Origin of the sequence: Pseudoalteromonas sp. RW-H-Ap-1, from assembly GCF_048318575.1 — a bacterium.
GTDB lineage: Bacteria > Pseudomonadota > Gammaproteobacteria > Enterobacterales > Alteromonadaceae > Pseudoalteromonas.
This window is the reverse complement of sequence record NZ_CP166996.1, coordinates 783,840-798,819: the sequence shown is the minus strand read 5'-3', so window position 1 is coordinate 798,819 and position 14,980 is coordinate 783,840. Positions and strand designations below refer to the sequence as shown.

General features: G+C 40.7%; 16 protein-coding genes. All 16 read right to left on the bottom strand.

Annotated elements, in window-relative coordinates:
- Positions 1 to 98 precede the first annotated feature (98 nt).
- The 16 genes from cyoD to AB8618_RS03635 all read right to left on the bottom strand — a co-directional run bounded on the left by cyoD (position 99) and on the right by AB8618_RS03635 (position 14,962).
- Positions 99 to 455: a cytochrome o ubiquinol oxidase subunit IV gene (cyoD, locus tag AB8618_RS03710; protein ID WP_413401411.1), complete on the bottom strand. Its 357-nt coding sequence runs from the start codon at positions 453 to 455 to the stop codon at positions 99 to 101.
- Positions 455 to 1,087 carry a cytochrome o ubiquinol oxidase subunit III gene (gene cyoC / locus AB8618_RS03705; protein WP_413401410.1) on the bottom strand — a complete coding sequence of 211 codons (633 nt, stop codon included), beginning with the start codon at positions 1,085 to 1,087 and terminating at the stop codon, positions 455 to 457. Before cyoC ends, cyoD begins: the two co-directional genes overlap by 1 nt.
- The gene (cyoB, locus tag AB8618_RS03700) at positions 1,084 to 3,072 is read right to left on the bottom strand and encodes a cytochrome o ubiquinol oxidase subunit I (protein WP_413401409.1); all 1,989 of its coding nucleotides are present in this window, start codon (positions 3,070 to 3,072) and stop codon (positions 1,084 to 1,086) included. Before cyoB ends, cyoC begins: the two co-directional genes overlap by 4 nt.
- Before the next feature lie 2 nt (positions 3,073 to 3,074).
- Entirely contained in the window at positions 3,075 to 4,028 is a 954-nt protein-coding gene (gene cyoA / locus AB8618_RS03695) for a ubiquinol oxidase subunit II (protein ID WP_413401408.1), read from the bottom strand.
- A gap of 328 nt (positions 4,029 to 4,356) precedes the next feature.
- The gene (locus AB8618_RS03690; protein WP_413401407.1) at positions 4,357 to 4,785 is read right to left on the bottom strand and encodes a hypothetical protein; all 429 of its coding nucleotides are present in this window, start codon (positions 4,783 to 4,785) and stop codon (positions 4,357 to 4,359) included.
- 326 nt (positions 4,786 to 5,111) lie between these two features.
- Positions 5,112 to 5,273, bottom strand: coding sequence for a (Na+)-NQR maturation NqrM (gene nqrM, locus AB8618_RS03685; protein ID WP_050947007.1), 162 nt, complete (start codon positions 5,271 to 5,273; stop codon positions 5,112 to 5,114).
- A 147-nt stretch (positions 5,274 to 5,420) separates the two neighbouring features.
- Positions 5,421 to 6,443: an FAD:protein FMN transferase gene (locus AB8618_RS03680; RefSeq protein WP_413401406.1), complete on the bottom strand. Its 1,023-nt coding sequence runs from the start codon at positions 6,441 to 6,443 to the stop codon at positions 5,421 to 5,423.
- A gap of 99 nt (positions 6,444 to 6,542) precedes the next feature.
- Positions 6,543 to 7,766, bottom strand: coding sequence for an NADH:ubiquinone reductase (Na(+)-transporting) subunit F (nqrF, locus tag AB8618_RS03675; protein WP_413401405.1), 1,224 nt, complete (start codon positions 7,764 to 7,766; stop codon positions 6,543 to 6,545).
- A gap of 17 nt (positions 7,767 to 7,783) precedes the next feature.
- Positions 7,784 to 8,392, bottom strand: a complete 609-nt coding sequence (gene nqrE, locus AB8618_RS03670) for an NADH:ubiquinone reductase (Na(+)-transporting) subunit E (RefSeq protein WP_006791490.1) — start codon at positions 8,390 to 8,392, stop codon at positions 7,784 to 7,786.
- Between the two features lie 10 nt (positions 8,393 to 8,402).
- Positions 8,403 to 9,035, bottom strand: coding sequence for an NADH:ubiquinone reductase (Na(+)-transporting) subunit D (locus AB8618_RS03665; RefSeq protein WP_006791491.1), 633 nt, complete (start codon positions 9,033 to 9,035; stop codon positions 8,403 to 8,405).
- Positions 9,035 to 9,784, bottom strand: coding sequence for a Na(+)-translocating NADH-quinone reductase subunit C (locus AB8618_RS03660; protein WP_413401404.1), 750 nt, complete (start codon positions 9,782 to 9,784; stop codon positions 9,035 to 9,037). Before AB8618_RS03660 ends, AB8618_RS03665 begins: the two co-directional genes overlap by 1 nt.
- Positions 9,777 to 10,982, bottom strand: coding sequence for an NADH:ubiquinone reductase (Na(+)-transporting) subunit B (locus AB8618_RS03655; protein ID WP_008111893.1), 1,206 nt, complete (start codon positions 10,980 to 10,982; stop codon positions 9,777 to 9,779). The genes AB8618_RS03660 and AB8618_RS03655 overlap by 8 nt, the downstream gene beginning before the upstream one ends.
- A gap of 1 nt (position 10,983) precedes the next feature.
- On the bottom strand, positions 10,984 to 12,327 hold the full coding sequence (locus AB8618_RS03650) for a Na(+)-translocating NADH-quinone reductase subunit A (RefSeq protein ID WP_054202028.1): 1,344 nt from the start codon (positions 12,325 to 12,327) through the stop codon (positions 10,984 to 10,986).
- 352 nt (positions 12,328 to 12,679) lie between these two features.
- Positions 12,680 to 13,873 (bottom strand): enoyl-ACP reductase FabV, encoded by a 1,194-nt coding sequence (gene fabV / locus AB8618_RS03645; protein ID WP_010391087.1) that lies wholly within the window; start codon positions 13,871 to 13,873, stop codon positions 12,680 to 12,682.
- Between the two features lie 108 nt (positions 13,874 to 13,981).
- On the bottom strand, positions 13,982 to 14,293 hold the full coding sequence (locus tag AB8618_RS03640; protein WP_010391086.1) for a BolA family protein: 312 nt from the start codon (positions 14,291 to 14,293) through the stop codon (positions 13,982 to 13,984).
- A gap of 69 nt (positions 14,294 to 14,362) precedes the next feature.
- Entirely contained in the window at positions 14,363 to 14,962 is a 600-nt protein-coding gene (locus AB8618_RS03635; RefSeq protein ID WP_010391085.1) for an alpha-ketoglutarate-dependent dioxygenase AlkB family protein, read from the bottom strand.
- Positions 14,963 to 14,980: the final 18 nt, after the last annotated feature.

The window sequence follows — 14,980 nt, the reverse complement described above, 5'->3', positions numbered from 1 at the left end:
ATCGCCTATTTATGGGAAATAACCACACTACATAGGCTCTGCCTTACCTAAATACCAAACAGGCTGCTGCAGATTCAACCTTGAAAGGTCAACAGACCCTAGTACATCATCATTGCGTTTGATTCATAAATGATCCAAACAGACAGTCCAACCACCATGACGATGATCAACGCGCTAAACAAGAAGGTAAAGGTATTCGCTTTACCTTCATCAGTGGTGAAATTAAGGTGTAAAAAGTATTTTAAATGCACCCAAATTTGCACGATTGCTAAAGTAACAATACTCCAAAGCGTGGTGACCTTTGAAAAGTCGCCCTCCATCACCATCCAAAATGGAATGGCCGTTAAAATCACTGACAATACAAAGCCAATAAGATAGGTTTTAACACTACCGTGTGACTGATCATAATGTTGGCTTTGCATTTTCTCTAAAGCATGTGTTTCGCTATGGCTCATTATATTGCCCCCATTAAATAAACAACGGTAAATACACAAATCCACACAATATCTAAAAAGTGCCAAAATAAGCTTAAGCAACTTAAGCGCGTGACGGTTTGTTTACCTAAACCGCGCTTAATCACCTCAATCATCATTATGCTCATCCAGATAAGGCCTGCAGTTACATGTAAACCATGCAAGCCCACTAATGAGAAAAACGATGTTAAAAAAGCACTTTGCTGTGGGCCATTGCCATGAACAATTAAATGATGAAACTCATAAATTTCCATACCAATAAACACCGCGCCTAAACAAAAAGTGACCGCGAGCCAACCAAGCGTCAGCGCCTTTTTTTGCCCTTGAGCGGCAATCATGGCAAAACCAAAAGTAATACTACTTATAAGTAGCGCCGCAGTTTCTACGGCAACAAAATCAAGCTCAAAAATATCTTTGCCCGATACACCACCTGCGGTGTTCATATAAAGCACTGCGTAGGTTGCAAAAAATGAGGCAAATAAAAGGCAATCGGTCATTAAATAAAGCCAAAAACCAAAGATTGTATCGCCAGAGGTATCGTGATGTTCATGCGTATGACTTAAGCTATGAGGCTCTAAATTTACATGGCCTTGAGTTGCAGATAACGTACTCATGCGCTTACCTCCTTCGTATTACTGGCAATATGCGCGCCTTCAATTTGTAATATTTCATCGTTTTGCACGTAGTAATCTACACCACTGGTGTAAGCACGGTTAATAAACAGCGCAATCGCGCCAATAAAACCAAGCCCTGCTAGCCACCAAATATGCCAGATCATGGCAAAACAAAACGCCGTTAAACTCGCAGCAATAAGCACACCCGATGCGGTATTTTTTGGCATATGAATTGGGCTATAGCTAGATTTAGCTTGATAAGCTAGGCCTTTTTCTTTCATATCAGTCCATGTATCAATATCATCAACATGCGGGATTTCAGCAAAGTTATAGTATTGCGGTGGTGATGACGTTGACCATTCAAGGGTGTGACCGTTCCAAGGATCGCCAGTGGTATCATCAAGCGCTTCGCGGTTTTTAAAGCTCACATATAGCTGAATAATTTGGCAAATAATACCGAACATAATAATCACGGCCCCCACTGCAGCAATATAAAGCCAGATATTCCAATCAGGATTATTAGAGTGGTTTAAGCGACGCGTCATGCCCAAAAAGCCAAGTACGTACAATGGCATAAAGGCTACGAAGAAACCGATTAACCAACACCAAAATGACGCTTTACCCCAACGCTCATCAAGCTTAAAGCCCATTGCTTTTGGAAACCAAAAAACAAACCCGGCTAAGTAGCCAAATACTGCGCCACCAATAATGGTGTTATGGAAGTGAGCGATTAAGAATAAGCTGTTATGCAATACATAATCGGCACCAGGGATTGCCAGTAATACCCCCGTCATACCACCAATACTGAAGGTAACCATAAAACCTAGCGTCCAAAGTACCGGTACAGTAATGCGCAAACGGCCACGGTAAATAGTAAACAACCAACTAAATAACTTAACCCCAGTAGGCACAGCTATGACCATGGTCATCACCCCAAAGAAGGCATTTACATTGGCGCTTGACCCCATAGTAAAGAAGTGGTGTAACCATACAATAAAGCCAAGAATAGAAATGGCACCGCTGGCATATACCATCGATTTATAACCAAATAAGCGTTTACCAGTGAAGGTAGATACTATTTCAGAGAAGATACCAAAAGCTGGTAATACTAAAATGTATACCTCTGGGTGACCCCATGCCCAAAACAGGTTGATATACATCATGGCGTTTCCGCCTGCTTCATTAGTGAAGAAGTGAAAATCTAAATAACGGTCTAGCGTTAGCATGGCAAGCACGGCGGTTAAAATTGGAAATGATGCCGCAATTAAGATATTTGCCCATGTACATGCCCATGTGAAAATTGGCATTTTCATCAGTGTCATACCAGGGGCACGCATTTTAAATACTGTCACTAGGAAGTTAACAGCGGTTAATAGCGTACCGAGCCCCGATATTTGCAAGGCCCAAATATAATAATCGACCCCTACCCCAGGGCTAAAGGTCAACTCCGACAACGGTGGGTAAGCAACCCAGCCTGTTTTAGCAAATTCACCAAATATCAGCGATAGATTTATTAAAATGGCGCCACTGGCAGTAAACCAAAAACTTAAATTATTTAAAAATGGAAAAGCCACATCGCGAGCACCAATTTGCAGTGGTACAACAATATTCATTAAACCAATCATAAATGGCATTGCCATAAAGATGATCATAATAACGCCATGGGCGGTGAATATTTGGTCGTAATGTTCTGGCGGCAGGTAACCTGGTGCACCACTGGTAGCAAGCGCTAACTGCGCACGCATCATAATGGCATCGGAAAAACCACGAAACAGCATGATTAGCGCTAATAAAATGTACATGACGCCTAAGCGTTTATGATCAACCGAGGTGATCCAGTCACGCCAAAGCACACCCCATTTTTTATATTTTGTTATTAGCCCAGCTATAATAAGCCCGACAACAGCAATCACCGCCATGGTAACCATGATAATAGGTTCATGAAACGGAATTGCATCTATAGATAATTTACCTAAAAACGACATGATTATTCCTCGCCCTGGCTGTGTGATGATGGCATTGAATGATTACCCATTGCCTGATGCTCATTACTCATCTGCTGATGTTTACCCATCGAGTGGTGTTTTTTGTTCATATCGCCATGCGCCTGCATGTATTTCATCACTATGGTATGAAATAAACCGTCATCAACCTTGCCATAATAAGCGACGGGATTGTTTTCACTCGCTTTGGCAAGCTCAACATAATTGGCATGAGTAAGGCTATTAGCGTTGGTTTTAACCTGTTCAATCCACTGGTTAAAATCAGCTTTTGTTGGCGTTGCAATGGCATTAAATTTCATACCAGTAAAACCCGCACCACTGTAATTAGCCGAAAAGCCTTTAAACGTGCCTGGCTCATTAGCAATTAAATGCAGCTTAGTTTCCATGCCCGCCATTGAGTAAATTTGACTACCTAACTGGGGAATGAAAAACGAGTTCATGGTACTTTCTGACGTGATTTTGTATTCAACCGGAACATTAGCTGGAAATACCAATTCGTTTACCGTAGCAATACCTTGCTCAGGGTAAATAAATAACCACTTCCAATTAAGTGACACCACTTCAACAGTTAAGTGTTCACCTTTACCCTCTATCGGTTTATAAGGGTCAAGCTCTTGAGTTGACTGCCAGGTGATCACACCTAAAATAACAACAATAACAATAGGAACCGCCCATACAACAGCCTCAATCTTATTAGAGTGAGCCCATTTTGGTGCGTAAATTTCATGGTTTTGTGTGTCTCTGTATTTCCAAGCAAAATATAAAGTCATCACAATAACGGGGATCACAACTAACAACATAAGCACAGTGGCGATGATGATCAGATTTTTCTCATCAATACCTATCTGCCCTTTTGGGTCGAGTACCCCGCCATTACAGCCTGATAAAATCAGCGCCATACTAGCTAAAGCAATATTAAAAAGGTTACGAATTAACAAGGGACTATCCTAAAACCTAAAGAGTTTTTATTAGCTGCCAAAAATATTTAGCAACGATATTTGATAAAAACCCAAGTTAATTAAGATTGAATTACAAATAATGCAGAGCGAATGCAAGCATGAAGTATTGACCACTGGCTTAATAAAAAACACCTAGCAGAACCAACCCAGCTTTTTTAAACACATTAATATAACGCAATAAAAATTAACTTGGGTGAGGTGTGGTTGGCTGAGAGTGTGTAAAAACACTAAGCTACAATGAAAGTAATCGTTATTTACAGCAAGAATAAATAATTAGATACCACAGGTGTAACCTATACCCATAAAATTAATGGGTAAACAGACAACCTGTAAAGCTAGGTGGAGCACGACAACCATGTGCAGCTTGCACGGGTTGCTGAACTTTAGCCTCGCTAAAAGCAAAGGCTGCTTTACGGAGGATTATTCCAGCACGACGCGCTGGAAACATGTGGAACAATAGCCAACTAAGGCCAATAAGTAACTGACACGATAAGATAGGATGAGCTAAAAATTCGGCAATCGTCAGTAATAATGGCTCTATAAAAAAGCCATCACTCACCAATGCTTCAAGCCTAAAGGCATCCTCAATAGCGCCACTAAGCAACATAACGGCGTTAAAAACTAATAATGTTATAGCCACACTCACGCCTCTTTTCGCTTTTTTACAGCGCTCATGCAACACTGACTTACCTAAGGTAAGCAAAGCGCTGGTATGAAATAAAGAAAATGAGTTCAAAAACATTAACCTATTAAAATGACTAATAACAAAATTTGGCATACACAGTGGCAACAAAAACAGGTTGCAGCCGTAAAGCCTTATACAGTGACATGAAATACAGTCTCAACGCATTAGCACTATTTGGCTAAGCTAGTTTTGATCCGCATCAATAGAACTTTCAAAACTTACTGAAAGTTCGGGCATGAGTATAACAAAGAGAGTTTTCTGTTCAAGATAAAAACACGATTATTTTATCAGCTGGTGATTTATTTATAGCGATATAAATAAAAAAACCTCCCGTAGTGAGCTACGAGAGGTTTTTGTTTAAACAGAAATAAATCTATTTAAAGAATTTGGTTTTCTTTCCATACTTGCTCTTTGGCTAGACGCTTTTTGCGTTTATCACATGGATCATCGCAATCACACGCTTTATCAATACCTACAGAGCCTAGGCCTCCGCAGCTACTCGCCATCGATTTTCTTTGAACTATCATGCCTATCGCCATCGCAGCGACAATTAAAATAAGTAAGCCAAAGGTTAGAAAAAAAGTGACATTGCTTAGCCCCTATTGTTCAGCAATAAAATGAGCTCAAATAGCGTATTTGAGCTTCGTATATTATATACCCTCATGCTAAGGATATAAACCTAAAGACTATAAATAAGGCTTAAACGCAGGACTTGAATAAGTGACTAAGCCCTGTGCCGATTTAGCAATTAAATACACTGGCAAATCATGCTGCTGCGCATACTGTTGTGCTTTTTCCATACCCATAACCGTTAAAGCAGTCGCTAAACCGTCTGCCGTCATAGCGCTTGGGTGTAAAACTGTGACAGAAACTAAGTCATGCTTAATTGGCATCCCTGTCATAGGATCAATTAGATGCGTATAGGTTTCTCCATCCATAGTATAAAAGATTCGATAATCACCTGAGGTGGCAATACCGTTATTACCTGGTGCAAGTACACGGTGTACTTTTCTCTCGCCTGGGTTTGCATCAGGTTGTTCAATTGCTATTCGCCATGCTTGATTGTCTGGTTTTGTACCAGCAATACGAAGCTCACCGCCAATCTCAACCATGTAATCTGTAATGTCTTTGCTTTGTAATAGCTCAGCCACTTTATCAATACCATAGCCTTTTGCAGTTGCTGAAAACGACAACTCTAAATCAGCCATCGTTTTTGCTAAGCCTTGCTCGTTAAGGACTAGCTTATCTATACCAATGTTATTGATCATATTTGCCAGGGCTTCATCGGTTGGGCGCTTTGTTGGTTTTTTATCTGGGCCAAACCCCCATAAATCTATCAACGGCCCCATAGTCACATCTAGGGTCTTTGTTGAGTTACCAATACGCATTGATTCACTAATAACGGCTCTAAAATCATCACTGATTGGCATTACTTCGTTGGCATCTAAACGGTTAAAGGTGTTTATTTCTGAATCTTCGATATAGGTCGACATAGACTGGTTGATATCAACTAAAACCGCATCGATTTCTGCTTGTACTGCTTGAGGGTCAACTTGCTCAGCGTAAAACTTAATGTGGTAAGTTGTACCCATCGTTTTACCTTCTAAGTAGGTTTCCTCTGGGACTGATTTTCCACATCCAGATAACAGTAAAGTCAGCGTGATTATAAATAAGGCGATTATGCCCTGGGGAGTATTTACTTTGTTCATAACAACCCTACTTAATAGGTTAAAAATTAATATAAAAAAGCCTCGTCACATAAAATGCGACGAGGCTGGTATTTTAACTAAATTTAATCAGTTTGGGTATTAGCCACCGAAATCATCTAGTAAGATGTTTTCTTCTTCAACACCTAAGTCTTTAAGCATAGTGATAACAGCCGCATTCATCATTGGAGGACCACACATGTAGAACTCACAATCTTCAGGCGCTTCGTGATCTTTAAGATAGTTCTCAAATAACACGTTATGGATAAAGCCAGTATAGCCTTCCCAGTTATCTTCTGGTTGCGGATCTGAAAGCGCAGTATGCCAAACAAAGTTTTTGTTCTGTTCAGCTAGGCCGTCAAAATCTTCAACATAGAACATTTCACGTTTAGAACGCGCACCATACCAGAAACTAATTTTACGCTTAGAGTTTAAACGCTTAAGTTGGTCAAAGATATGTGAACGCATTGGTGCCATACCTGCACCACCACCTACGAATACCATTTCAGCGTCTGTGTCTTTAGCGAAGAACTCACCAAATGGACCAGAAATAGTTACTTTATCGCCTTCTTTAAGTGACCAAATGTACGAAGACATTTTACCACATGGTAGGCTTAGGTTTCTTGGCGGCGGCGTAGCGATACGCACGTTAAGCATGATGATGCCTTCTTCTTCTGGATAGTTAGCCATTGAGTAAGCACGAATTGTTTCTTCGTCTACTTTTGACTCCAGATCGAAGAAACCAAAATGGTTCCAATCGCCACGATACTCTTCAGGAATATCGAAATCTGCATATTTAACATGGTGAGCTGGCGCTTCGATCTGGATGTAACCACCCGCACGGAACGGCACTGACTCGCCATCAGGAATTTGTAGCTTAAGTTCTTTAATGAACGTCGCTTTGTTATCGTTAGAGATAACTTCACAATCCCATTTTTTAACACCGAAAATTGACTCTTCAAGTTCAATTTCCATGTCGTTTTTAACATTAACCTGACACGCTAGGCGACAACCTTCACGTGCTTCACCTTTAGAGATGTGGTCAAGTTCAGTTGGCAGAATATCACCGCCGCCTTCTTTAATGTGTACGCGACACTGGCCACAAGAGCCACCGCCACCACATGCAGAAGATACGAAAATACCTGACTCAGATAGTGCACCTAATAGCTTACTACCTGCTGATGTTTTAATGGCTTTGTCTGCATCGCCATTAATGCCGATGATGATATCACCGCTTGCAACTAGCTTAGATTTAGCACCAATGATGATTAAAACTAGTATTACAACGATAGCGATAAAAACACCAACGCCTAAGAAAATATCCATGATTGACCTCGCTATTATTACAGTGAAATACCAGAGAATGACATAAAGCCAAGACCCATCAAGCCAACAGTGATGAAGGTAATACCTAAACCACGTAAACCATCTGGTACGTCTGAATACTTCATTTTCTCACGGATACCTGCAAGTAATGTAATTGCAAGCGCCCAACCCACACCAGCGCCAATACCATAAACAACAGACTCGCCGAAGTTATAGTTACGCTCAACCATGAAGGCTACCGCACCAAAAATTGCACAGTTAACTGTGATTAGTGGTAAGAAAATACCTAATGCGTTGTAAAGCGGTGGGAAGAACTTATCTAATGCCATTTCAAGAATTTGCACTAGTGCTGCAATAACACCAATGAAAGTTAAGAAACGTAAAAAGCTAAGATCTGCTTCTGGGTAACCAAGCCACTCTAGTGAACCTGGTGCTAATACCGCATGGTAAACCAAGTTGTTAACCGGTACTGAAATACCTAATACAACAATAACCGCTACACCTAGGCCAATTGATGTAGTTACTTTTTTAGACACGGCTAAGAAAGTACACATACCTAGGAAGAATGCTAACGCTAAGTTTTCAATAAAAACGGCTTTTACAAATAAACTAATATAATGTTCCACTTATCGCCCCTTACGCTTTAGCTTCTACTTGGTCTTTCTTATAAGTACGAAGTACCCAAATGAATAAACCAATGATGAAGAATGCACTCGGTGGTAAGATCAATAGACCCATAGGTTGGTACCAACCACCATTTTGTACTAATGGAATAATATCAACACCGAACAGTGAACCTTTACCGAATAACTCACGAATAAAGCCAACAGTAAGTAACACTACAGAGTAACCTAAGCCATTACCTATACCATCAAGGAAAGACATTAATGGCGGCGACTTCATTGCATAAGCTTCAGCACGACCCATTACGATACAGTTAGTAATGATTAGACCAACGAATACTGATAACTCTTTTGCCGTAGCGTAAGAGAAAGCTTGTAGTACTTGGTCAACCACGATTACTAATGATGCAATAATCGTCATCTGTACGATGATACGTACTGATGATGGGATATGGTTACGAATAGTCGAGATAAAAAGGCTAGAGAATGCAGTTACCAAGGTCAATGCAATTGACATGATTAATGCATTTTTTAAGCTAGACGTTACCGCTAGCGCAGAACAAATACCCAGTACTTGTAATGCGATTGGGTTGTTAGCGAAAACTGGACCAAATAGGACCGCCTTCATTTCTTTAGTATCAGCCATTAGTTCAATGCTCCTTTACGTACTTTCGCAAGGAAAGGGCCAAAGCCATTTTCGCCAGTCCAAAAATCAACTGCATGGTCAACACCATTAGACGTTAATGTAGCACCTGAAAGACCGTCGATCTTATGCTCATCACCGGCTGCAGTCCCTTTAACGATTTGGATTGGTAACTCTTTACCTTCCCACGTTGCAGTCCACTGTGGGTTTTGAATTTCACCACCTAAACCAGGTGTTTCGTTATGTTTGTAGAAAATGATGTCTTTAATAGTTTCGCCATCGCTTTCAAGCGAGATAAAACCGTACATTAAACCCCATAAACCATAACCCTGAATAGGAAGGATGATTGCATCAGTAGAGCCATCGTCTTTTTTAGAGATATAAACAGGCGCACGCTTGGTAATACGCTGAATACCGGCGATGTCCTTAATACCATTCTCTTTTAAAGATTTACTTAACTCAGCATCGTATTTGCTTTTTTCAAAGTCAAAATCTTCTACCGGCTCAGCAAACTCACCACTTTGCATATCAACAAAGCGAGTTTCGATTTTAGCATCAAACGTTTCGGCAACGTTATCAACTTTGCCAATACCAGCAGCAGCTAAGATATTGCTTTGAATATCTTTTGCTTTATTTGCTTTTTGCAGAGGGCGAAGTTGTACAGATGTTAGTGATACAATAACTGCACACACTAAACATAATGAGACAACAACAGCTAGCGTTTTGCCAATTGATTCGTTATTACTAGACATTACGTGCCAACCTCCGCTTGATATTAGCTTGCACTACAAAGTGATCGAATAAAGGTGCAAACAAGTTAGCAAATAAGATTGCTAGCATGATGCCCTCTGGGTATGCAGGGTTAACAACACGGATCATGATAACCATAAAGCCAATAAGCGCACCGTATGCTAATTTACCTTTATCAGTAAATGCAGCAGATACAGGGTCAGTTGCCATAAAGAACATACCGAATGCAAAACCACCTAATACCATGTGCCAGTACCAAGGCATAGCAAACATTGCATTAGTTTCAGAACCAATGGTGTTCAGTATTGATGAGGTTACTACCATACCTAGGAATACACCTAGCACGATACGCCAAGACGCGATGCGCACGTAAATTAGGAATAAACCACCAATAAGTACAGCTAGTGTAGACGTTTCACCCATAGAACCTTGAATGAATCCGTAAAACGCATTCCACCAAAGCTCGATATCAGTCGCGTAATTTAACGTTCCAGCAAACGCTTGACCAAGCATAGTCGCGCCAGAGAATGAATCTACGGCAGTCCATACTGTGTCACCTGAAATTTGTGCAGGGTATGCGAAGAATAAAAACGCACGACCAGCAAGCGCAGGGTTTAAGAAGTTACGGCCTGTACCACCAAATATTTCTTTTGCGATAACTACACCAAAAGTAATACCTAGCGCAACTTGCCATAAAGGAATCGTTGCTGGCAGAATTAATGCGAACAATACAGAAGTTACGAAGAAACCTTCATTAACTTCATGCTTACGCACAGAAGCAAATAACACTTCCCAGAAACCACCAACAATAAAGGTAGTTGCATAAATAGGTAGGAAGAAACAGGCTCCGTAGAACATTTTCGCACCCCAGCCTGCATCAACGGTTAATTCACCGCCAAGTAACTGGAATAAACCTACTTGCCAAATATTCGCTAGCTCAAAGCCATTACCAAGTGCAATTGCCGCTTGATGACCAATGTTGAACATACCAAAGAACATGGCAGGGAACGTCGCCATCCACACTAAAATCATCATGCGTTTTAGGTCGATGTTATCACGAACGTGAGTTGAACCTTTATTTACATAACCTGGCGTGTAAAAAATAGTCGCAGCAGCTTCATACAGCGCGTACCATTTTTCATGCTTACCACCTGGTTCAAAATGTGGTTCGATATCTTCTAAGAAAGTTTTTAAGCCCATTTTAGCCTTCCTTCTCGATCGTAGTTAAGCAATCGCGTAGGGCTGCGCCGTACTCGTATTTGCCAGGACAAACGAAGGTGCATAACGCTAAATCTTCTTCATCTAATTCAAGCGCACCTAATGAAATTGCACTGTCTAAATCACGAGACAATAAGTCACGTAATAAAAGCGTTGGCAAAATATCAAGTGGCATAACACGCTCATAGCTTCCAAGTGGAACCATGGCACGTTTTGAACCGCCTGTAGACGTTGTCATTTTAAATAAACGACTCGGTGTAAGGTGAGACAAGAATGTACGCGTTACAGAGAATTTATCACTACCTGGTGCAATCCAGCCAAACAACTCTTTTTCGCGACCTTCAAGTAATACAGATACTTGAACGTGGTAACGGCCTAAGAATGCATGAACACCAGACGACGTAGCACCTGCAAGTACAGAACCAGAAATAACACGGTTATCACCGTCTTCTAATTCACCTGCTACTAAGTCATCTAATGAAGCACCTAATTGTGTTTTCACTAAACGAGGATTCTTAACACGCGGACCTGCAAGCGAAATCACACGGTCTGTGTAAATTTCACCAGTAAGGAAAAGGTGACCATACGCAATAACGTCTTGGTAACCAATGTGCCAAACTTGCTTACTAGCAGATACTGGGTCAAGGTGATGGATATGAGTGCCAACAAGGCCAGCTGGGTGCACGCCACCAAACTCATGTACTTCTACTTGAGCAATAGGTGAACTAGGAACTTGACTGCCTGCTTGCTTACAAACAAATACTTTGCCATCGGTTAAACGTGACACAACAGCCAAACCTGCTTCAAACGCTTTCGCATTTTCAGCAATAACTACTGCAGGATCTGCAGCAAGTGGATTGGTATCGATAGCTGTCACAAAAATAGAGCTAGGATTTGCATCCAACGCCGCTATTTTACTAAATGGGCGAGCACGAAGTGCTGTCCATTGACCCGATTGAACTAGTACTTCTTTAGCTTTTTCACGGTCTAAGCTATTAAGCTCAGTTTCCGAGAAAGAACCAAAGGTGATTTGCTCACTGCCGTTTACTTCAATAACAACAGATTGCAGAACACGTTTAGCACCGCGATTAATTTCTTTTACTGTACCAGAAGCTGGTGCAGTAAATAATACGCCTGGGTTCTTTTTATCTTCAAAAAGTACCTGGCCTTTTTTGACTTGGTCATCCACACGAACATGCATGGTTGGACGCATACCGATAAACTCTTCACCTAGCACAGCTACACGTTTGACGGCAGAACCATCATGAATAACTTGCTGAGGTGCGCCCTCTAAGGGTAAATCCAGACCTTTTTTTATATTGATCATACGCACTTGCACTACATTAACGGAAAGAAACTGAAAAATCGTACCAACCACGCCGCTATTTGTATTATTGCAAGCTATAAAATGACTCGCTATAGATACCAAACAAGCAGCGCAGTAAAACTCCTCACATATTGCTTTGATTTTAACATTATTGTGACTGACTATGCGAGTGTATTTATGAAAATTATACGAGAGAAACGTTTATTTAGTTTTGTAATTCATAATTAATAAAATACAAGCTAGACCAAAGTGGTAAATAAACCAACAAATAGCAAATTTTTTTCAAATCAAGGCTAAAAAACAAAAAAGTCGCACTAGGCGACTTTTTCAAAATTGCATTACTAGCTACAGATTAATCAATCATATTTGCAATTGGCGCAACAGGGTTAACATCTTGCTCGTAATCAACCGTATCAATGCCAAAACCAAACAGGCGTAAAAACTCATTATGGTAGCCCACGTAATCGGTAAGCTCATCAATTGAACTTGTGTCTACACTATCCCAAATAGTTTGAACACGTGCTTGAACGTCATCTTCCAGCTCTTTGTAGTTTTGGAATAAATGTCCGCCCTCATCAAAACGTGGTGAATCACCGTATAGGTTTTCATTAAATAACGCATGAATTTGCTCAATTGTGCCCTCGTAAGTGCCATCAGCCTTCATCACTTTAAATAGTGCCGAAATGTAAAGCGGCATTATTGGGATTGCCGAGCTTGCTTGGGTAACAACCGCATTAAGTGAAGAAACGTAAGCTTCGCCATTTAAATCTTGGGTAGCGGCTTTAATAGCTGCAGTGGCACGGTCTAGGTCTTCTTTTGCCTTACCTATGGTTGCATGTCCATATATTGGCCAAGTTAGTTCTTTACCAATGTATGTGTAAGCCGTTGTTTTAAAGTTATCTGCTAGTACATCAGCGTCTTTAAGGGCGTCAATCCACATTTCCCAGTCTTCGCCACCCATTACTTTAATGGTGTTGTCGATATCGTCTTGGTTTGCTGCTTCAACAGTTACTTCATCAATTTCACGCTTTGACGTATTTAAGTTTTTAGTGGTTACTGCATTACCAATAGGCTTAAGTGTTGAAGAAAACACTTCCCCTGTATTTGGATCAGTACGACGAGGTGATGCTAAGCTGTAAATAATACAGTCAACCTTACCTAATTCAGCTTTAATGGTGTCGATTGTTTTTTGTTTGATTTCGTTAGAAAACGCATCACCATTAATATTTTTAGACCATAAGCCTTCAGCTTCAGCGGCTGCTTGAAATGCCGCCGTGTTGTACCAACCCGCAGAGCCTGTTTTACGTTCAGTGCCTTCTTTTTCAAAGAACACACCCAATGTTTTAGCGCCACCACCAAATGCAGCGGTAATACGAGATGCAAGGCCATAACCTGTAGACGCACCAATAACTAATACATTTTTAGGCGCATTTTTTAATGCCCCTTGTTGCTTAACATAATTAATTTGTTCTTGAACATGCTCTGCACAGCCAACTGGGTGTGCATTGGTGCAGATAAATCCGCGAATTTTAGGCTTAATGACCATTGATCATCCTATATCTTTTACAATAAAAATTAGCGCTAGTTTAAAGGCTAAAACAAAAAAACTGATCTGATCAGTTACTCACTGCTCAAACCAATCCACTATTACCTGTTATCCAACTTTTGAGCCGCCCATGCAATTAGGTGACTGCGGCGCTTCGCCGTCGTGCTCTGTAAATTCCTCAGGAGTGTAAGTGTGCATAGCAAGCGCATGAATATGATTTGCCAGCTCATCTTTTAAAATTTCATTAATTTCACGATGACGCTGCAATAATCGCTTACCAGCGAATTCTTCACTGACTACAATCACTTTAAAGTGAGATTCAGTCCCCGCACTGTGCATATGGCTTTCGTTAATAACATTTAAATGCTTACACGCAATAGCATTTGCTAGCTTGTCACGTATTTGTTGTTGCATTGACATAAAAACCACCCTCAAAATTCAGTTATATGGTTACTATAACAACTGCGGCTACACCATGGCTAATGCTATTTAACTGAAACTATTATTAATATAGCGAAACGTTAAACTTATCCGCGGGTGTTTAAGCGTAGTTTGTTTAGGCAACGCATGTTGGTAATTTTGTTGGCTCTGTCCGTTCATTATTAAACAACTACCACTTTGTAATTTGATGTTAGTAATGCTGTTGCTTACTTTGTGTTTAAGTTTAAATAACCGCTCTGCACCAAGCGACACACACGCTATGGTAGGCTCAGGCCCTAGCTCAGCCTCGTCATCGCTATGCCAACCCATACAATCGTGGCCATCCCGATAATAATTAACCAAAATTGAGTTAAATGGTTGCTGTAGGTGATTTTCTAAACGTGTTCGCATGGCAAGTAATACGTCTGGCCAAGGCTCTAAGTCGAGTTTATGCCCAGAATAACCGTACTCAAGATTTTCTTCGCTGATAAAACATTGTAGCCTAGGTATTGGCCCCGTTTTACCAAACACTGTAATGTTTGGCTGTTGCCAATTTAGGTTTTGCTGCAAATAATAAAATAAATCGAGGCTTTTTTGTGCGCTAAGTACCTTACTTTGATAAGAAAAGCCATTTGGTAACAGTTGGGGGTTGGCGTTTGGCGGTTGCATGTTAGAATTTACCTATCA